The 19,461-nt window shown below is 71.1% G+C and carries 17 protein-coding genes; 11 read left to right on the top strand and 6 right to left on the bottom strand.

All coding sequences use genetic code 11. The annotated features are described in order from the left end of the window. Positions 1-174: 174 nt before the first annotated feature. The 5 genes from ACIBK5_RS37420 to rbsD all read left to right on the top strand — a co-directional run bounded on the left by ACIBK5_RS37420 (position 175) and on the right by rbsD (position 6,207). Positions 175-1,263: a LacI family DNA-binding transcriptional regulator gene (locus tag ACIBK5_RS37420; protein ID WP_399026904.1), complete on the top strand. Its 1,089-nt coding sequence runs from the start codon at positions 175-177 to the stop codon at positions 1,261-1,263. Beyond that, positions 1,260-2,780 carry a sugar ABC transporter ATP-binding protein gene (locus ACIBK5_RS37415; protein ID WP_399026902.1) on the top strand — a complete coding sequence of 507 codons (1,521 nt, stop codon included), beginning with the start codon at positions 1,260-1,262 and terminating at the stop codon, positions 2,778-2,780. Before ACIBK5_RS37420 ends, ACIBK5_RS37415 begins: the two co-directional genes overlap by 4 nt. Further along, positions 2,770-4,722, top strand: a complete 1,953-nt coding sequence (locus ACIBK5_RS37410; protein WP_399026900.1) for a substrate-binding domain-containing protein — start codon at positions 2,770-2,772, stop codon at positions 4,720-4,722. The genes ACIBK5_RS37415 and ACIBK5_RS37410 overlap by 11 nt, the downstream gene beginning before the upstream one ends. Positions 4,723-4,831: 109 nt before the next feature. Beyond that, positions 4,832-5,821 (top strand): ribokinase, encoded by a 990-nt coding sequence (locus ACIBK5_RS37405; protein WP_399026899.1) that lies wholly within the window; start codon positions 4,832-4,834, stop codon positions 5,819-5,821. Then, positions 5,818-6,207, top strand: a complete 390-nt coding sequence (rbsD, locus tag ACIBK5_RS37400; RefSeq protein WP_399026897.1) for a D-ribose pyranase — start codon at positions 5,818-5,820, stop codon at positions 6,205-6,207. The genes ACIBK5_RS37405 and rbsD overlap by 4 nt, the downstream gene beginning before the upstream one ends. A 185-nt stretch (positions 6,208-6,392) precedes the next feature. On the opposite strand, the gene ACIBK5_RS37395 is transcribed toward rbsD, so the two are convergent. The 3 genes from ACIBK5_RS37395 to ACIBK5_RS37385 all read right to left on the bottom strand — a co-directional run bounded on the left by ACIBK5_RS37395 (position 6,393) and on the right by ACIBK5_RS37385 (position 8,738). Next, positions 6,393-6,896, bottom strand: coding sequence for a GNAT family N-acetyltransferase (locus ACIBK5_RS37395; RefSeq protein WP_399026895.1), 504 nt, complete (start codon positions 6,894-6,896; stop codon positions 6,393-6,395). Positions 6,897-6,957: 61 nt separating this feature from the next. Beyond that, positions 6,958-7,761, bottom strand: a complete 804-nt coding sequence (locus ACIBK5_RS37390; protein ID WP_399026894.1) for a sugar phosphate isomerase/epimerase family protein — start codon at positions 7,759-7,761, stop codon at positions 6,958-6,960. 44 nt (positions 7,762-7,805) lie between these two features. Next, on the bottom strand, positions 7,806-8,738 hold the full coding sequence (locus tag ACIBK5_RS37385) for a GNAT family N-acetyltransferase (RefSeq protein WP_399026892.1): 933 nt from the start codon (positions 8,736-8,738) through the stop codon (positions 7,806-7,808). 228 nt (positions 8,739-8,966) lie between these two features. On the opposite strand from ACIBK5_RS37385, the gene ACIBK5_RS37380 reads away from it, so the two are divergent. After that, complete coding sequence (locus tag ACIBK5_RS37380) at positions 8,967-9,539, top strand: dihydrofolate reductase family protein (RefSeq protein WP_399026890.1); 573 nt, start codon at positions 8,967-8,969, stop codon at positions 9,537-9,539. A gap of 297 nt (positions 9,540-9,836) precedes the next feature. Here the strand turns inward: ACIBK5_RS37380 and ACIBK5_RS37375 are convergent, their stop codons facing one another. Further along, complete coding sequence (locus ACIBK5_RS37375) at positions 9,837-10,886, bottom strand: LacI family DNA-binding transcriptional regulator (RefSeq protein WP_399026889.1); 1,050 nt, start codon at positions 10,884-10,886, stop codon at positions 9,837-9,839. A 291-nt stretch (positions 10,887-11,177) separates the two neighbouring features. On the opposite strand from ACIBK5_RS37375, the gene ACIBK5_RS37370 reads away from it, so the two are divergent. The 5 genes from ACIBK5_RS37370 (at position 11,178) to ACIBK5_RS37350 (ending at position 17,348) form a co-directional block, all read left to right on the top strand. Continuing rightward, positions 11,178-12,329 carry a Gfo/Idh/MocA family protein gene (locus ACIBK5_RS37370; RefSeq protein ID WP_399026888.1) on the top strand — a complete coding sequence of 384 codons (1,152 nt, stop codon included), beginning with the start codon at positions 11,178-11,180 and terminating at the stop codon, positions 12,327-12,329. After that, entirely contained in the window at positions 12,326-13,480 is a 1,155-nt protein-coding gene (locus ACIBK5_RS37365; protein ID WP_399026886.1) for a dihydrodipicolinate synthase family protein, read from the top strand. Before ACIBK5_RS37370 ends, ACIBK5_RS37365 begins: the two co-directional genes overlap by 4 nt. Beyond that, entirely contained in the window at positions 13,477-14,307 is an 831-nt protein-coding gene (locus ACIBK5_RS37360; protein ID WP_399026884.1) for a sugar phosphate isomerase/epimerase family protein, read from the top strand. Before ACIBK5_RS37365 ends, ACIBK5_RS37360 begins: the two co-directional genes overlap by 4 nt. 432 nt (positions 14,308-14,739) lie before the next feature. Then, on the top strand, positions 14,740-16,566 hold the full coding sequence (locus tag ACIBK5_RS37355; protein WP_399026882.1) for a glycoside hydrolase family 3 protein: 1,827 nt from the start codon (positions 14,740-14,742) through the stop codon (positions 16,564-16,566). A 128-nt stretch (positions 16,567-16,694) separates the two neighbouring features. Beyond that, on the top strand, positions 16,695-17,348 hold the full coding sequence (locus ACIBK5_RS37350; protein WP_399026880.1) for a hypothetical protein: 654 nt from the start codon (positions 16,695-16,697) through the stop codon (positions 17,346-17,348). Positions 17,349-17,374: 26 nt separating this feature from the next. On the opposite strand, the gene ACIBK5_RS37345 is transcribed toward ACIBK5_RS37350, so the two are convergent. Together ACIBK5_RS37345 and ACIBK5_RS37340 are read right to left on the bottom strand one after the other, a co-directional pair. Further along, positions 17,375-18,817, bottom strand: coding sequence for a S28 family serine protease (locus ACIBK5_RS37345; RefSeq protein ID WP_399026878.1), 1,443 nt, complete (start codon positions 18,815-18,817; stop codon positions 17,375-17,377). 98 nt (positions 18,818-18,915) lie between these two features. Beyond that, entirely contained in the window at positions 18,916-19,308 is a 393-nt protein-coding gene (locus ACIBK5_RS37340) for a hypothetical protein (protein ID WP_399026877.1), read from the bottom strand. Positions 19,309-19,461: the final 153 nt, after the last annotated feature.

The following is a 19,461-nucleotide window of genomic DNA, read 5'->3' as shown; positions in this document are numbered from 1 at the left end:
ACCTCCTCCTTCCACCCTGAACCGCCGGGGAGCCTCCCGCGACATCACGATCCGGTTGCGAGGTGCCCCAGGGGTCTTGATTTACCGGCGTGTAATCGATTCCATCCACCCGTCGATGTAATCGATTCCACGAACCCATGACGGGTTCCGTTTCCACAAGGAGGTGGAGCGGCGGTGGCCAGCATCAAGGACGTCGCTGCCGAGGCAGGCGTCTCCGTCGCCACGGTCTCGCGCGTCCTGAACGACCACCCGTCGGTCAGCGCCGACGCACGCGCCCGCGTGCTGGCCGCCGTCGGGGCCCTGGGCTACCGCCCGAACGCCGTCGCCCGCTCCCTGCGCACCGACCAGACCCACACCCTCGGCCTGGTCATCAGCGACGTGATGAACCCCTACTTCACCGAACTGGCCCGCTCCGTCGAGGAAGAGGCCCGCGCGCTCGGCTACAGCGTCATCATCGGCAACGCCGACGAGCGGCCCGACCTCCAGGACCACCACGTACGGAACCTGCTGGACCGGCGTATCGACGGGCTGCTCGTCTCCCCCACGGACGGCGGCTCGCCGCTGATGCTGGACGCCGCGCGGGCCGGGACGCCCATGGTGTTCGTGGACCGGTGGATCCCGGGCGTGGACGTGCCGGTGGTGCGGGCGGACGGCCGGAGTGCCGTACGGGATCTCGTGGCGCATCTGCACGGGCTCGGGCACCGGCGGCTCGCGATCATCGCGGGCCCGGCGGCGACCACGACCGGCCGGGAGCGTGTGGAGGCCTTCCGGGAGGCGCTCGGCGCGTACGGCCTCGAACTCCCCGACGCCTACATAGGGCAGGGCGACTTCCAGGCCGAGAGCGGGCGCCGGGTCACCGAGGGGTTCCTCGACCTGGCCGAGCCGCCCGAGGTCGTGTTCGCGGCCGACAACCTGATGGCGCTCGGCGCGCTGGACGCCGTACGCGCGCGTGGCGTGCGGGTGCCGGACGACATCGCGCTGGCCGCCTTCGACGACATCCCGTGGTTCGTGCACACGGATCCGCCGGTCACCGCGATCGCCCAGCCGACGGGTGAGCTGGGGCGTGCCGCCGTGCGCGCGCTGGTCGCCCGGATCGAGGGCCGGCCCGGGGAGTCCGTCACCCTCCCCGCCCGGCTCGTCGTACGCCGCTCGTGCGGCGAGCCCGCCGCGGCACCCCCCGACCCCCACCCGGCCTCCCCGGAGCCGGACCCTGCACAGGCCCCCGCTGTGCAGCACACCGCCAAGAACAGGAGCCAGACGTGAGCAACGCGGACGAGTTGCTGCGCATCGAGGGCATACGGAAGACCTTCCCGGGCGTGGTCGCGCTGGACAGCGTGGACTTCGACCTGCGCCGGGGCGAGGTGCATGTACTGCTCGGTGAGAACGGCGCGGGCAAGAGCACCCTCATCAAGATGCTCTCCGGCGCCTACACCCCCGACGCCGGGCGGATCCTGGTCGGCGGCGAGGAGACGCGCATCCATGGTGCGCAGGACTCCGAGCGGCTCGGGATCGCCACCATCTACCAGGAGTTCAACCTCGTTCCCGATCTGACGGTCGCCGAGAACATCTTCCTGGGGCGCCAGCCGCGCCGGTTCGGGATGATCGACCGGAAGAGGATGGAGGCCGACGCCGAGGTGCTGCTGAAGCGCGTCGGGGTCAGCGTCTCGCCCCGCGCGCGGGTGCGCGAACTCGGTATCGCCCGCCTGCAGATGGTCGAGATCGCCAAGGCGCTCAGCCTGGACGCGCGCGTGCTGATCATGGACGAGCCGACCGCCGTGCTCACCTCCGAGGAGGTCGAGAAGCTCTTCGGGATCGTGCGCAAGCTGCGCGAGGACGGCGTCGGCATCGTCTTCATCACGCACCACCTGGAGGAGATCGCCGCCCTGGGCGACCGGGTCACGGTCATCCGGGACGGCAAGAGCGTCGGGCAGGTCCCGGCCGCCACGCCCGAGGACGAGCTCGTACGGCTCATGGTGGGGCGGTCGATCGAGCAGCAGTACCCGCGTGAGCGGCCCGAGCAGGGCGACGCGCTGCTCAGCGTCGAGGGACTGACCCGGGACGGGGTGTTCCACGACGTCAGCTTCGAGGTGCGCGCCGGTGAGGTCGTCGGTATCGCCGGGCTCGTGGGCGCCGGTCGTACCGAGGTCGTGCGGGCGGTCTTCGGGGCCGATCCGTACGACAAGGGAGCCGTGAAGGTCTCCGGGGCCGCCCTGAAGGGGCACGACGTCAACGCCGCCATGACCGCCGGCATCGGCCTCATCCCCGAGGACCGCAAGGGCCAGGGCCTGGTGCTGGACGCCTCGGTCGAGGAGAACCTCGGCCTGGTGACGCTGCGGTCGGCCACCCGCGCGGGGCTCGTCGATCTGAAGGGCCAGCGCGAGGCCGCCGCCCGGATCGCCGAGCAGCTCGGCGTGCGGATGGCCGGACTCGGTCAGCACGTGCGCACGCTGTCCGGCGGCAACCAGCAGAAGGTCGTCATCGGCAAGTGGCTGCTCGCCGAGACCAGGGTGCTGATCCTCGACGAGCCGACGCGCGGTATCGACGTCGGCGCGAAGGTCGAGATCTACCAGCTCATCAACGAACTGACAGCGGCCGGTGCCGCCGTACTCATGATCTCCAGCGATCTGCCCGAGGTGCTCGGCATGAGCGACCGGGTGCTGGTGATGGCCCAGGGCCGGATCGCGGGCGAACTCTCCGCCGACGAGGCCACCCAGGACGCCGTGATGGCGCTCGCAGTAAGCAACCCCAGCACAGAGAAGGAGGCCTCCCGTGGCCACTGACACGCTCAAGAGCACGACGGGCGCGGGAGCCGCCTCGGGGGGCCTGCGCCGCCTGCTGCTCGACAACGGCGCGCTCACCGCGCTCATCGTCCTCGTCGTCGCGATGTCGGCGCTGTCCGGCGACTTCCTGACGACGGACAACCTGCTCAACGTCGGCGTCCAGGCGGCCGTGACCGCCATCCTCGCCTTCGGCGTGACCTTCGTGATCGTCTCGGCGGGCATCGACCTGTCGGTCGGCTCGGTCGCCGCGCTGTCGGCCACGGTGCTCGCGTGGACCGCGACCTCGGCGGGCGTCCCCGTCTTCGTCGCCGTCCTGCTGGCCATAGCCACCGGTATCGCGTGCGGCCTGGTCAACGGCATCCTGATCTCCTACGGCAAGCTGCCGCCGTTCATCGCCACGCTGGCCATGCTGTCGGTGGCGCGCGGTCTGTCCCTCGTCATCTCCGAGGGCTCCCCGATCGCCCTGCCCGACTCGGTCTCCCACCTCGGCGACACGCTCGGCGGCTGGCTGCCCGTGCCGGTCCTGGTCATGATCGTGATGGGTCTGATCGCGGCGTTCGTGCTCGGCCGTACCTACATCGGCCGCTCGATGTACGCGATCGGCGGCAACGAGGAGGCCGCGCGGCTGTCCGGCCTGCGCGTGAAGAAGCAGAAGCTCGCCATCTACGCCTTCTCCGGTGTCTTCGCCGCCGTCGCCGGTGTCGTGCTCGCCGCCCGGCTGTCCTCCGCGCAGCCGCAGGCCGCCGACGGCTACGAACTGGACGCCATCGCGGCGGTCGTCATCGGCGGCGCCTCCCTGGCCGGCGGTACGGGCAAGGCGTCCGGCACGCTGATCGGCGCGCTGATCCTGGCCGTGCTGCGCAACGGGCTGAACCTGCTGAACGTGTCGGCGTTCTGGCAGCAGGTCGTCATCGGCGTCGTCATCGCGCTGGCGGTGCTGTTCGACACGCTGCGGCGCAAGGCGGGGGCCGCTCCGGGGGCCGCCGGTACTTCCCAGGGGGGCAAGGGGAAGCAGGCGGCGACGTACGGACTCGCGGCCGTCGTCACCGTCGCGATCGTCGGCGCCACGTCCTTCCTGCACAACGGTTCCTCCGCCGCAAGCACCCCGAAGATGGGCCTGTCGCTGTCCACCCTCAACAACCCCTTCTTCGTGCAGATCCGGGCGGGCGCCCAGGCCGAGGCGAAGAAGCTGGGCGTGGACCTGACCGTCACGGACGCCCAGAACGACGCCTCCCAGCAGGCCAACCAGTTGCAGAACTTCACCAGCTCCGGGCTCGGCGCGATCATCGTCAACCCGGTGGACTCGGACGCGGCCAGCAACTCCGTGAAGGCAGCCGACAAGGCGGACATCCCGGTCATCGCCGTGGACCGTGTCGTCAACAACGCCAAGCTGGACACACTGGTCGCCTCCGACAACGTCGCCGGCGGCGAGCTCGCCGCCAAGTCGATCGGCGAGAAGCTCGGCGGCAAGGGCAAGATCGTGATCCTCCAGGGCCAGGCGGGTACGTCGGCGGCCCGTGAGCGGGCCGCCGGGTTCGAGAAGGGGCTGAAGGCCTACCCGGGCATCCAGGTCGTCGCCCAGCAGCCCGCCGACTTCGACCGCACCAAGGGCCTCGACGTGATGTCGAACCTGCTCCAGGCCCACCCGGACGTCCAGGGCGTCATCGCCGCCAACGACGAGATGGCGCTCGGCGCGATCAAGGCGCTGGGCTCCAAGGCCGGCAAGTCGGTCTCCGTGGTCGGCTTCGACGGCACGCCTGACGGACTGAAGGCGGTCGAGGGCGGCACGCTGTACGCGTCCGTGGCGCAGCAGCCCTCCCAGCTCGGGAAGATCGCCGTGGACAACGCCCTGAAGGCGCTCCAGGGCAAGAAGGTCGAGGAGACGGTGAAGGTGCCGGTGAAGGTGGTCACGAAGGAGAACGTGGCCGGCTTCAGCGGCTGACCTCGCCGATATCGCTGACATCGCAGAAATCGCTGACATCGGGGAACGGCCGGGCGGTACTCAGTGCATGGGCCCGCCCGGCCATGTCACTCACGTGGGGAGACAACTCATGTACGACTACGACCTCCTGGTCGTGGGGTCGGCCAACGCCGACCTGGTGATCGGTGTCGAGCGCCGGCCCGGTGCCGGCGAGACCGTGCTCGGCTCCGATCTCGCCGTCCACCCGGGTGGCAAGGGCGCGAACCAGGCGGTCGCCGCCGCCCGGCTCGGGGCCCGCACGGCGCTGCTGGCCCGGGTCGGCGACGACGCGCACGGCCGCCTGCTGCTGGAGTCGCAGCGGGAGGCCGGGGTCGACACGGTGGGTGTCCTGGTGGGCGGCGCGCCGACCGGGGTCGCCCTGATCACCGTCGACCCGTCCGGGGACAACAGCATCGTCGTCTCGCCGGGCGCCAACGGCCGGCTGGCCCCGGAGGACGTGAGCGCCGCCGCGTGCCTCTTCCAGAGCTCCCGGGTGGTGTCGGCGCAGCTGGAGATCCCGCTGGAGACGGTGGTGGCGGTCGTACGGAACCTGGCTCCGGAGAGCCGTTTCGTACTGAACCCGTCACCGCCGCGCCCCCTCCCGCCGGAGGTGCTGGCGGCCTGTGACCCGCTGATCGTCAACGAGCACGAGGCGAAGGTGATCCTGGGTTCGTCCGCCGTGGGGGACAGCCCGGAGGACTGGGCCCGGATACTGCTCGCGAAGGGGCCGCGGTCGGTGGTGGTGACGCTGGGCGGGGAAGGCGCGCTGGTGGCCTCCTCGGAGGGTGTCTCACGGGTCCCGTCCGTGAAGGTGGACGCCGTGGACACGACCGGCGCGGGAGACGCGTTCACCGCCGCGCTGGCCTTCCGGCTGGGGGCGGGCGAGTCCCTGGCGGAGGCGGCGGCGTACGCGGCCCGGGTCGGGGCGGCGACCGTGACGAAGGAGGGCGCGCAGGCGTCCTTCCCGACGGCGGCGGAGGTCGCTGAGCTGTGCTGTGCTGACCCCGGGGACAACCCCCGGACCCCCGGCCGCCGGCCGGACAGCCCCGGCGCCTCGGGGCCGCAAGGTGGGTCCAAGTGAAGAAGGCCGGAATACTGAACCGCCACCTCGCCGGTGCGCTCGCCGAACTGGGCCACGGGGACGGCGTGCTGGTGTGCGACGCCGGTATGCCCATCCCCGACGGGCCCCGGGTGGTGGACCTGTCCTTCCGGGCCGGGGTGCCGGCGTTCGCCGAGGTACTGGAGGGGCTGCTGGCCGAGCTGGTGGTCGAGGGTGCGACGGCGGCGACGGAGGTACGGGAAGCCAACCCGGAGGCTTCGGAGCTGCTGGCGGGCCACTTCCCCGGGCTGGACCTCGTCCCGCACGAGCGGCTGAAGGAGCTGTCGGCGGGTGCGCGGCTGATCGTCCGCACGGGCGAGGCGCGGCCGTACGCGAATGTGCTGCTGAGGTGCGGCGTCTTCTTCTGAGGGGCCTGAACGGTTTCGAGGGAGCCCGGTCCGTCGACCGGGCCCCCTCGGCTTTTCCCCTCCCGTCAGGAACCCCGCGATCCCCCCAGATCTCCCCCCAGAAGTCCTGACATCAAGTACGACAGCCCAGGGCCGCGAAGGGTTGCACGCTCGGGTAAGAATTTCTTGCCGAATTCTTGAGAAGATCACCGAGCCGGTCGGGTCAGCACCTGGGTGAGACTCCCGTCGTCCTCCTCGATGTCCCTGACGTGCGCGAATCCGATCCTGCCGAGGAGGTGCAGCGAGGCCGCGTTCCGTTCGTCCACGGTGGCGTGCACCTCGCTGAGCCCGAGCGCCCGGAACCCGTACGCCACGAGCGCCTCGGCCAGTTCCGTCCCCAGCCCGCTGCCCCAGGCCTCGGGAGCCAGCGCATAGACGATCTCGTGCCCGTCCACCGCTTCGGTCCGCTTGATCTCCGCGTGCCCGACCAGAAGCCCGTCACGCCGGACCGCCCACACGTCGAACAGGTCCTGGGCGTAGACCTTGGTGAAGATCCGCCCGAACAGGGCCCGGTCGTCCGCCTCGGGCGAAGGACCGTCCCCCATCCACCGGGACACCCTGGTGTCCTGGAACAGGGCGACGAAGCCCTCTTCGTCCTGCGGGGTGTACGGGTCCAGGAGGAGGCGGGGGGTGCGGAGAGTCGGAGGCATGAGCGGGGACGTTAGCGACGTGGGGGCGGGGCGGCAAAGCGGTTTCCGTGGAATCGCCCCGTCACGCCGATTCGGTCAGCAGCCTGCTCAGATGTTCGCTCCCGGCTCCGAGCAGGTCCGGCAGCGGCTGGGCCGTTTCGTACCAGCGCTTCTCGTACTCCCAGCACAGCCAGCCGTCCCAGTTGTGCCGGGAGAGGACTTCCACGCACTCGGCCAGGGGGAGGACGCCCGCGCCGAGGGGCAGCGGTGTGGTGTCCTCGGCGGAGGCGATGTCCTTGACCTGGACGTAGCCGAGGTGGGGGGAGAGCGCCGCGTAGGTCTCCGAGGGTTGTTCGCCGCCCAGCCAGGTGTGCATGACGTCCCAGAGCGCGCCGACCTGGCGGTGGCCGACGAGGCCGAGGACGCGCATGGCGTCGGCGGCGGTGCGGTGCGAGTCGTGGGTTTCCAGGAGGATGCGTACGCCCAGGTCGTTCGCGTACTCGGCGGCCGTGCCCAGGCGCCGGGCGGCCGTCGCGTCGGCCTCCTCGGGGGTCTGGACGTCGAGGTCGCCGCCGGGGAAGACCCGGATGTACGGGGCGCCGAGGTCGCGGGCCAGGTCGAGGAGGGCGCGGATCTCGGCCAGGACGGGTTCGTCGTCGCCCGGCGCGGCGACGCGCGCGTATCCCGCCAGGCCCAGGATCTCTACGCCCGACCCCTTGAACTCGGCCGCCACCTCGGCCCGCTGAGACGGGTCGAGGCCGGTGTGGACCGGTTCCTCCGGGTGGGTGCGCAGCTCCACGCCGTGGTAGCCGTGCGAGGTCGCGAGCCGCAGGACGTCGGGCAGGGGCATGCCGGGGACACCGAGGGTGGAGAACGCCAGCTTCATGTGGACGGACCCTACCCGGCACCACCGCCCGCGACTCCCCTTCATCACTCGGGCGTTGCGGAAAGATCCAGTCGCCAGTCCTGGCCGTTCAGGTCCTGGCCGAAGGAGTGGTGCGGCTTCTCCGCGACCAGCTCGAAGCCGTGGCGCTGGTAGATACGGCGGGCCGCGCCGAGGATGTCGTTGGTCCACAGGACCACCTCGCGGTAGCCGGCCTCGCGGGCGAAGTCGACGAGGGCGCCCACCAGGCGGTCGCCGATGCGCAGGCCGCGCGCGTCGGGCTCGACGAGCAGCAGCCGGAGGCGGGCCGCCCCGGGCGCGTCGTCCCGTACGCACATCACGCAGCCCACCCGCCGGCCGTCCAGCTCGGCGATCCAGGTGCGGTCCAGACGCGGGTCGTGGTCCTCGCCGTAGTCGGCGACGATACGGGCGACGAGGCCCTCGTACTCGAGGTCGAAGCCGTACTCGGCGGCGTACAGCGCGGCGTTGCGCTCCACGATCCAGCCGAGGTCGCCGGGGGTGGGCTGACGCAGGACGACGTCCTCGGGACGCGGGGCACGGCCGTCGCCGAGGAGGGTCCGAACGGTCCGCAGGGCCTCCGCCAGCCGGGGCCGGTCCTCGGCCCGCACCGTGTCCAGCATCGCCCCGACCGTCTCCCGGGCCCGCTCGTCGAGCAGTGCGGCGGCCTCCCGGCCGGGCGCGGTGAGGGTGATGCGGCGGCGGCGCGGATCCGTCTCGGACGGGCCGCGCTCGACCAGCCCGTCCTGCTCGAACTTGTTCAGGATGCGGGTCAGGTATCCGGCGTCCAGATGCAGCTGGGTCCGCAGGTCGGCGGCGTCCGTGCGCGGCGCGTGGGCGAGCTCGTAGAGCACGCGGGACTCGGTGAGGGTGTAGGGGGCGTACATGTGGCGGCCGTAGTCGAGCGCGCCGATGACGTTCGTGTAGAAGCGGTTGAAGGAGCGGATGTCCTGGACGGTCATGGCCTCGACCCCCGGATGTTTGACTCAGTCAGAGATACCGACGAGCCGAGCCTAACGGTCCGGGACATGCGAGGCCAGACGCGAGAAGGATCCGGACGAGAGACGGCCGATGAGTTTTTCCGTATGGCGCAGTCAGAAGACGTGTTCGTGCGTCGCGGCCGCGAGTGTCGTGGAAGCACGCACGGACGAAGTCCGCCGAGAACCCGACATGAGACCGAGGAACCCACGATGCGCACCCTGATCAGTACCGCATTCATCTCGCTCGACGGCGTCGTGGAGGCCCCGGGTGGCGAGCCCGGCTACCGGAACACCGGCTGGACCTTCAAGCACGCCGAGTTCCTGCCCGAGGCGTACGAGATCAAGGACCGGGAACAGAGGGAAGCCACCGCGATGATGATGGGGCGCACCAGCTATGAGGCGTTCAGCCCGGTGTGGCCCGCCATGGAGGAATTCGCCGACTACAACGCGATGCCGAAGTTCGTCGTCTCCACGACCCTCAGCGAGGACGAGCTCGTGAAGAACTGGGGGGAGACGAGGATCCTGCGGTCGCTCGACGACGTCGCCGCGCTGAAGGAGACGGAGGGCGGCCCGATCATCATCCATGGCAGCGCATCCCTCAACCAGGCCCTTTCCGACGCCGGCCTGATCGACCGCTACCACCTGCTCGTCTTCCCGCTTCTGCTCGGGGCGGGCAAGCGGCTCTTCAGCACCACGGACAAGGACGCCCAGAAGCTGAGGCTCGTCGAGCACAAGGCCTACGCCAACGGTCTCCAGAAGAACGTCTTCGACGTCGTTCGCTGACGAGGCGCCGCGCGCTCGGCGCGGCGGGCGTCCCCGGTGGCGGGGCAGCATGAGGACGATGCCGTTCGGAGCGGAGTGTGGGGTGGGGCCCACGGCATGCCGGCCCCGCCCGTCACGTCCCGGCGCCCACCCGGACAACGCCGACCAGCCACGTCTCAGCCCGTCCGGCGCACACCCGAGCAAGCCAGATCAGCCACATTCCAGCCCGTCCGGCGATTGAGGACGAGGCCGTTCAGGCCGAAGCGGGGGCCTGGGGGCGGCAGCCCCCAGCAGCGGGCCGGGCAGCAACGCCCAGGACTAGGAAGCCCTCGGCACCCCGGAGGACCCCCGCACCATCAACTCCCCCCGCACCGACGCGATCCCCCCGGGCGGCGCCTCCTCACGCCCCATCGCGATCCGCCCGGCCCGAGCCCCGGCCTCCCCCAACGGCAACCGCACCGTCGTGAGTGAGGGCACCGCGTCGATACTGAAGGGGAGATCGTCGAACCCGGCCACCGACACGTCCTCGGGGATCCGCCGCCCGGAGTCGCGCAGCGCCGCGCACGCCCCCAGTGCGACGGAGTCGTTCGCGGCGACGACCGCCGTCAGCGACGGGTCACGCCGCAGCAGCTCCAGCGTCGCCTCGTAGCCGGACCTGCGGTCGTAGCGTCCGTGGACCGTCCACCGGGGGTCCTCCTCGATCCCGTGCGCGGCCAGCGCGGCCCGGTGTCCCTCCAGCCGGTGCCGGGTGGTGGTCCGCTCCTCCGGGCCCGCGATGTAGCCGAGCCGCCGGTGCCCGAGCCCGATCAGGTGCTCGGTCAGTTCCTGCCCGCCCCCGCGGTTGTCGAAGGTCAGCGCGATCGCCCCGGTCTCCGGCGCGGGCGGGCGCCCGCACAGCACCACCCGCGTCCCCGCGTCCGTGAGCTTGCGCACCTTCGCGTCCATCGCCGCCTTGTGCGCCGTGTCCTCGATCGCCCCGCCGGTCAGCACCACGGCCGCCGCACGCTGCCGCTGCAACAGCGTGAGATACGTCAGCTCCCGTTCCGGGGAGCCGCCCGTGTTGCAGACCACCGCGAGTCTCTCCCCGCCCGCACGGCCGCCCGGGCCGCCGATCTCGGCCTGGATCGCGCTCGCCATGATCCCGAAGAAGGGGTCGGCGATGTCGTTCACCAGGATCCCGACCAGGTCGGAGGTGGCGGCGGCCAGGGAGCTGGCGGGCCCGTTGAGCACATAGTCCAGCTCGTCCACGGCCTTCAGCACCCGCTCGCGGGTGGAGGCGGCAACGGGGTAGTTCCCGTTCAGCACGCGCGACACCGTCGCGGGCGAGACCTGCGCGCGGGCCGCCACGTCCGCCAGGGTCACCGTCATCTCGTCGTCCTCCGGTCGCGCATCTCGTCGTCGCCCTCGTACACACCCGGAGCCATGACAACGGTTCCGAGCAGGTCGGCAGCCCTGGCCTCACCAAATCCGTGGCCAAGGTTTCCGAGCAGACTTTAAGCCCCCGACCCCCGGTTGTTCGCCCCCTCGAACAACTCGTCCTGGTCACGGTCTTGTCCGGACCATGGTTCAGAGGCTAGCTTCTCCGTATGTAGAAAGCGCTTGCTGCAACGCTCACCAGTGGGCGTACGCGGCGCGACGACCGCGTACGAAGGGAACGACGTGACACGCAAGACGGTGCGTATCGCCATGAACGGCGTGACCGGGCGCATGGGCTACCGCCAGCACCTGGTCCGCTCCATCCTGGCCCTGCGCGAGCAGGGCGGCCTCGACCTCGGCGACGGCACCGTGCTGTGGCCCGAGCCGATCCTGGTCGGCCGCCGTGAGCACGCGCTGAAGGCGATGGCCGAGCAGCACGGGCTGGAGCACTGGTCGACGGACGTGGACGCGGTCCTCGCCGACGAGACGGTGGACATCTACTTCGACTCCCAGGTCACCTCCGCCCGTGAGGAGGCCCTGAAGAAGGCGATCGCGGCCGGCAAGCACATCTACACCGAGAAGCCGACCGCCACCGGTCTCGACGGCGCGCTCGCCCTCGCCCGGCTGGCGGACGAGGCCGGCATCAAGCACGGCGTCGTCCAGGACAAGCTCTTCCTCCCCGGCCTGCTGAAGCTGAAGCGCCTCATCGACGGCGGCTTCTTCGGCCGGATCCTCTCCGTGCGCGGCGAGTTCGGCTACTGGGTCTTCGAGGGCGACTGGCAGGACGCCCAGCGCCCGTCATGGAACTACCGTGCCGAGGACGGCGGCGGCATCGTCGTCGACATGTTCCCGCACTGGGAGTACGTGCTCCACGAGCTGTTCGGCCGTGTGAAGTCGGTCCAGGCCCTCACCGCCACCCACATCCCGCAGCGCTGGGACGAGAACGGCAAGCCGTACGACGCCACCGCCGACGACGCCGCCTACGGCGTCTTCGAGCTGGAGGGCGGCGCGATCGCCCAGATCAACTCCTCCTGGGCCGTGCGCGTCAACCGCGACGAGCTGGTGGAGTTCCAGGTGGACGGCACGGAGGGCTCGGCGGTGGCCGGTCTGCGCAACTGCCGTGTCCAGCACCGCTCGGCCACGCCCAAGCCGGTCTGGAACCCGGACATCCCCGCCACGGAGGTCTTCCGCGACCAGTGGCAGGAGGTCCCGGACAACGCCGAGTTCGACAACGGCTTCAAGGCCCAGTGGGAGCTGTTCCTGAAGCACGTCTACGCCGACGCGCCCTACCACTGGGACCTGCTGGCCGGTGCCCGCGGTGTCCAGCTCGCCGAGCTGGGCCTCGCGTCCTCGGCCGAGGGCCGTCGTATCGACGTACCGGAGATCGGCCTGTGACCATCCAGCTCCCGGACGCGAGCGGGTCCCTGAGGGCGTACGAGCCCCGCCAGGAGCCGCTCGCCCTCACCACCGGTTCCCCGTTCACCTCCCGCACGGTCTTCTCGGCGGCGCATGTCGTCGCCGACCCGTTCGCGGACGTGTCCCCGGACTCGCCCGCGGCCGTCGACTGGGACGCCACCCTCGCCTTCCGCCGCCATCTGTGGTCGCACGGGCTGGGTGTCGCCGAGGCCATGGACACCGCGCAGCGCGGCATGGGCCTGGACTGGGCGGGCGCGGCGGAGCTGATCCGCCGGTCGGCCGCCGAGGCCAGGTCGGTGGGCGGCCGTATCGCCTGCGGCGTGGGCACCGACCAGCTCACCGGCCCGGCGTCCCTCGCCGAGGTCCGCGCGGCCTACGAGGAGCAGCTCGCGCTCGTGGAGCAGTCCGGCGCCCAGGCCATCCTGATGGCGTCCCGGGCGCTCGCGGCAGCCGCCTCAGGCCCCGAGGACTACCTGGAGGTCTACGGCCAACTGCTCCGCCAGTCCGCCGAACCGGTCGTCCTGCACTGGCTCGGCCCGATGTTCGACCCGGCGCTGGAGGGCTACTGGGGGTCGTCCGACCTGGACGCGGCGACGGACACCTTCCTGGAGGTGATCTCGGCCCACCCCGACAAGGTTGACGGCATCAAGGTCTCCCTGCTGGACGCCCGGCGCGAGGTGGACCTGCGCCGCCGGCTCCCCGACGGGGTCCGCTGCTACACCGGCGACGACTTCAACTACCCCGAGCTGATCGCGGGCGACGAGCGGGGCTTCAGCCACGCCCTGCTCGGCATCTTCGACCCGCTGGGCCCGCTGGCGGCGGAGGCGGTCCGGGTGCTCGACACGGGGGATGTGAAGGGCTTCAGGGGGTTGCTGGACCCGACGGTCGAGCTCTCCCGCCACCTCTTCCAGACCCCGACCCGCTTCTACAAGACGGGCGTGGTGTTCCTGGCGTGGCTGGCGGGCCACCAGTCCCACTTCACGATGGTCGGCGGCCTCCAGTCGGCCCGCTCGCTCCCGCACTTCGCGAGGGCGTACGAACTCGCCGACGGCCTCGGCCTGTTCCCCGACCCGAAGCTGGCGCAGGAACGGATGAAGAACCTGCTGTCCTTGTACGGGGTGAACCAGTGACGGAACTCGCGCGTTTCTCCATCAACCAGATGACGGTCAAGCAGCTGTCGATGCCGGAACTGGTCGACACCTGCCGTGAGTTGGGCGTCGTCAACGTCGGCCTGTGGCGTGAGCCGGTCCAGTCGTACGGTCTGGAGGCCACGGCCAAGCTGGTCCGTGACGCGGGCCTGACGGTGACGACGTTGTGCCGGGGCGGCTTCTTCACGGCGATCGACCCGCGGGAGCGGGCCGAGGCCCTGGCCGACAACCGGCGCGCGATCGACGAGGCGGCGACGCTCGGCACGGACACGCTGGTCCTGGTCTCGGGCGGGCTCCCGGCCGGCTCGAAGGATCTGCACGGGGCGCGGGAGCGGATCGCGGACGCGCTGGCGGAGCTGGGGCCGTACGCCGAGGAGCACGGCGTCCGGCTGGCCATCGAGCCGCTCCACCCGATGTACGCCTCCGACCGCTGTGTGGTGTCGACGCTGGCCCAGGCCCTGGACCTGGCCGAACGGTTCCCCGCCCGGCAGGTCGGGGTCACCGTCGACACGTACCACATCTGGTGGGACGACACGGCCCCGGCGCAGATCGCCCGGGCGGGCGCGTCCGGGCGTATCCACACCTTCCAGCTCGCCGACTGGACGACCCCTCTCCCGGAGGGGGTGCTGACCGGCCGGGGCCAGATCGGCGACGGCGCGATCGACATGCGGGAGTGGCAGGGGTACGTGGAGGCGGCCGGGTACACCGGCGCCATCGAAGTGGAGCTGTTCAACGACGGCTTGTGGGCACGGGACGGCCGCGAGGTGCTGGCCGAGACGGCGGCGAGGTTCGTCGAACACACCCGGTGATCCACTCCTGAGCCAGGCTCGCTGCCCCGCCCCGCGGAACCGGGCGGGGCAGCCGCCGTAGCGGTGAGTGGCCGAAAGTGCCGGCTCACACGCCCCGTTGGACCACCGGTTCACCCCGGGTACCGACTTCCGGAAAAACGGCCCGCGCCGGGAACCCGACCCGGACTCCCGTCGTCCAAACGCAGGCCGCCGGAGAGTCACCACGGTGCGGTGTCGGCCCTCGCTGCTGGCTGCGATCGCTGACCTCCCTCTCCGCCGTACCGCGGCCGGCGGCCCCGCCGCCATCGGCGCGTCCCCCTCCGACCGCGCCGGTGGCGGCCCCCGTGCGGTTACCGCGCGTTCCCTTGACTGGCAGAAACTTCCCGGTTATTGGTGACCTCTTGGAAGTTTCCTTCAGCGGATCCGAGCGGATCACCTCCGGAAGGAGCGCACGTGCACGACACCGGCACGGGAAGCACCGCACAGCCCTCCAGACGCACCGTTCTCGCCGCCACGGCCGGGGTCACCGCCGCCCTCGCGGCCGCCGGGCCCTCGTACGCCTCCACCCCACCGGACGACAGGAGACTGCGCGCTCACATCTCGCGGATGACGCTGGAGGAGAAGGTCGGCCAGCTCTTCGTGATGCGGGTCTACGGCCACTCCGCCACCGCCCCCGACCAGGCCGACATCGACGCCAACCTCAAGGAGATCGGGGTCCGTACGGCCGCCGAGCTGGTCGCGAGGTACCGGGTCGGCGGCATCATCTACTTCGCCTGGGCGCACAACACCCGCGAACCGCACCAGATCGCCGACCTCTCCAACGGCATCCAGCGGGCCTCCCTGGGACTCCCCCGCGGGCTGCCCGTGCTCATCTCGACCGACCAGGAGCACGGGATCGTGGCCCGGGTGGGGAAGCCCGCGACGCTCTTCCCAGGAGCCATGGCCGTCGGGGCGGGCCGGTCGCGGTCCGACGCCCGGGCGCTCGGCCGGATCGCGGGTGCCGAGCTGCGGGCGATGGGCATCCGGCAGGACTACTCCCCCGTGGCCGACGTGAACGTCAACCCGGCCAACCCGGTCATCGGCGTACGGTCCTTCGGGGCCGACCCGCGGGCCGTGGCCGGGCTGGTGGCCGCCGAGGTCGCCGGGTACCAGGGCTCCGGGGTCGCCGCGACCGCCAAGCACTTCCCGGGGCACGGGGACACCAACGTCGACAGCCACACCGGCTTCCCCACCATCACGCACAGCCGGGAACTCTGGGAGAAGCTGGACGCACCGCCGTTCCGGGCGGCGATCGCCGCCGGCATCGACTCGATCATGACCGCCCATCTGATGGTCCCGGCCCTCGACGACTCCGGCGACCCCGCCACCCTCTCCCGCCCCATCCTCACCGGCATTCTCCGCGAACAGCTCGGCTACGACGGGGTGGTGGTCACCGACTCCCTCGGCATGGAGGGCGTACGGACCAAGTACGGCGACGCCCGGGTGCCGGTGCTCGCGCTCAAGGCGGGCGTGGACCAGCTACTGAACCCGCCGCATCTGGACCTGGCCTGGAACGCCGTCCTGACAGCCGTGCGTGAGGGCGAGCTGACGGAGGCTCGGCTCGATGAATCGATCCTGCGGGTGCTGCGGCTGAAGTCCAAGCTGGGGCTGTTCCGTGCGCCGTACGTCAGTCAGGGCGGCGTCGACCGGACCGTCGGCATCCGGCCGCATCTGAAGGCGGCCGACCGGATCGCCGAGCGGACGACCACCCTGCTCGTCAACGAGGGCCGGCTGCTGCCGCTGTCCCGGCGCCGCCACCCCAAGGTGCTCGTGGTCGGGGCCGATCCGGCCTCGCCGTCGGGGACGACCGGGCCGCCCACGGGCGTACTCGCGGGCGCGCTGTCGGAACTCGGCTTCACCGCCACCGCCCTGTCGACCGGTACCGCCCCCTCGGCGGCGACCATCGCGAAGGCGGTCGCGGCCGCGCGGGACGCGGACGCGGTGGTGGCCGCCACGTACAACGTCACGGCGGGCAGCAGCCAGAAAGCGCTGGTCGAGCAGCTCGTGGCGACCGGGAGACCGGTCGTGGCGGTCGCGATCCGCAATCCCTACGACGTGGCCCAACTGCCGTCCGTCCCGGCCTGTCTGGCCGCCTACTCCTGGACGGACGTCGAACTGCGGGCCGCCGCACGGGTGATCGCCGGGCGGGTGGAGCCGCGCGGGAAGCTGCCGGTCGCCGTACAGCGGGCGAATGATCCAGAACAGGTGCTGTACCCGATCGGGCACGGTCTGTCGTACTAGCCATACGCCACGGACCGGGCGCACCACCCCCAACGTGCGCAAACCACCCCATGTGCCTGGCGTGCACCCACGATCGCGGGTCACGCTGGGCCAGGGCCCCAGGGCCCTGAGCACTCAGGGGGACGGCAATGCGCAAGACGGGTTCGGCGGGGGTGATGGGCGGGCTGCTCCTGCTGGTCGCGGTGCTGGCCGGGTGTCAGAGCCCGTCGGCGGGCGTGGCGGAGGACGGCCGGCTGGGCGAGCCGGTGACGGGGACGAGCGCCCCGGTCTCGCCGTCGGCGACCCGGCCGTCCGGGTACGGGGCGGTGTTCCTCGCGGTCGACGAGTGCAGTTCGTTCGGTACGACGAGCTTCACCGAGGTGCCGTGCGCCGGTGAGCGGGCGGCGGCCCGGGTCGTGGCGCGGCACGACGGCGCGGTGCGTGACGGGCCGCGCTGCCCGCGGACCACGGACTTCGTGCTGCACATCAGCGAGCAGCGGCCCGCGTCCGACGAGGACGGCGACGGGGCGGTGCCGCGCGGCTACGCCTGTATGCGCAACCTCCAGCCGCCGCACCCCGGCGACCCGGGCGGCGGGGGCGGGCCGCGCACCAACGTCGGCGACTGCGTCTACAGCTCCGGCGACGGGCAGGTCCGCGAGACCGCGTGCGACGGGAAGGGCGAGCGGAAGCCGGAGTACCGGGTGACCCGGGCGGTCACCGGCCGGGCCGACTGCCCCGCCTCGACCGCCCTGTACGTCCGACTCGGCGGCACCCGGCCGGTGGGGTGCGCCCGGCCGCTGTGAGCGGCCGGGCGCGACAGCGACATGCGTTACGGGCGCAGCGTCATCTCACGCTGGGTGTCCCGCTTGTCGAGTTTGGCGTCGAACTTCGCCAGCGGCTTCGCCGCCTGCGGGTCGGCCTGTACCGCGGTGGAGGCGACACCGGCCCAGTCGAGGATGCGGGCGGTGGCGAGGGCCTTCTGCTCGGGCACGAGGCCCGCGACGTTGGCCCCGTGGTTCATGCCCGGAGCGGTCATGACGTAGGAGTCCTTCGCGCCCTTGCCGACGCGGAACGGCTCCGCGCCCCACGGGTCGTTCTCGCCGTAGACGAAGAGCATCTGACGGGCGTTGTGCCGGACCCAGGTGTCGACGTCCCGCATCGCCCCCGGCTGGAACTTCATGGGGATGTCGCGCGGGACGAAGTTGCGCGGCGGCTGGTAGCCGTAGCGGATGTACTTCCTCTCGATGTGCGGGAAGCCGATCGTCGGCGCGCCGAGCTGCGTGCCGGCCTGGTAGTAGTACGGCGTGTAGGTGGTCAGGCCCTGGTCGGCGTAGGCGGAGAAGCCGGCGATCGTGTCGACGGAGGTCCAGATGTCGTCGTCGGTGGCGTTCTTCGCGTCGGCCGGGATCTGGTCGCAGTCCTTCAGCAGGCTGTACTGCCAGAAGCCCCAGACGTAGTCGAGGACGGTCGCCTCGTAGGCCTTGTCGAGACTGCCGATAATCTCGAAGGTGAGGCCGTTCTCCTTCACGTAGGCCGCGTACTTCTTCTCCAGCGGCTCACGGCGGACCAGCGCCTCGCGCTGCACGGCGTTCAGCCGGTCGCGGCACTCCTTGGTGCCGACCCGGGCGAAGAAGCGGTCGTAGGCGGCGTCCTCCTTGTTCACCACGTCGTTCGGGGCGACGTAGGCGACGACGCCGTCCATGTCGCGCGGGTAGAAGCGCTCGTAGTAGGTGGCGGTCATGCCGCCCTTCGAACCGCCCGTGGAGAGCCACTTCTTGGCGTAGACGCTCTTCAGGGCCTTGAAGACGCGGTGCTGGTCGCTGGCCGCCTGCCAGATGTCCAGCTTGGACCAGTCGGCCGGGTCGGGGCGGGACGGGGTGAAGAAGCGGTACTCCAGGGAGACCTGGTTGCCGTCCACGATCTGGGTGGGCTCGCTGCGGCGGGGCGTCGTGGAGACGTTGTAGCCGCTGGTGAAGAAGACCGTCGGGCGGGCGGCGTCCTTGTGCAGCACGGTGATGCGCTGCTGGAACGTGCCCTTGGACGGCTTCCGGTGGTCGACCGGCTGGGTGTAGTTCAGGACGAAGAAGCGGTAGCCGGTGTACGGCTTCTCCTCGACCAGGCTCATGCCCGGTATGGAGAGCAGCCTCTCCTTGATGTCAGTGGTGCTGCCGGTGCCGGTGGCCTCCGGCTCGGCGGCGGTGGCCGCTGACGCCGTGCCCAGTGTGCCTATGAGCACCGTGAGCGCCAGCAGCCATCTGAGCGCCTTGCGCATGCGCACTCCCCTGTGAGACAGATGTGCGCCGGAAGCTAGCGGACCAACTCACCGGAGCACCAGGGGACATAGGGAAAACCCTGTGCGTGGGCGGGGATTCAGCAGAGGATCCAGCCGGTGCTGACGGACTTGGGGCCGACCTTGCCCTTGAGCCAGACGCAGCGGCGCCCGGCGTGCACCGTGACCGGGCCGGCGAGGTAGGAGTATTTGCCCTCGTCGACGACCGGGCGGTTGCCGCGCGCCTGCACGCTCACCGACATCTTCTTCTTCACACCGGGCTTCTTGGTCACGGTCACGGCGCAGACGTAGCCGCCGCGCTTGTAGACGAGCACGACCCCGGTGGAGAACGGCAGGGTGCGGACCTTGCGGCCGGGGCAGGGTGCGCTGGAGGCGGCCTGTGCCTCGCCCGGTGCCGCCACGGCGAGCAAGCCGGAGGCGGTCAGCACGGCCAGGCCGAGCGCGAACCGCCGGCGTATCGCTCCACTGTCCATGTTGCGCCCCTTCCGTACCTCCACTGCACCCATCGTCGTACTGCTGTACGGACGCATGACGTATGGCGGCGGTTGCACACCACGACCACATACCCGACCTTGGAGTGATCCGAGTCACATTCGACGGGGAGTGTCGTTGACTCACACCCCTGC

It is taken from the genome of Streptomyces sp. NPDC050546 (assembly GCF_044457425.1).
Classification (GTDB): domain Bacteria; phylum Actinomycetota; class Actinomycetes; order Streptomycetales; family Streptomycetaceae; genus Streptomyces.
This window is presented reverse-complemented; position numbering and strand designations above follow the sequence as displayed.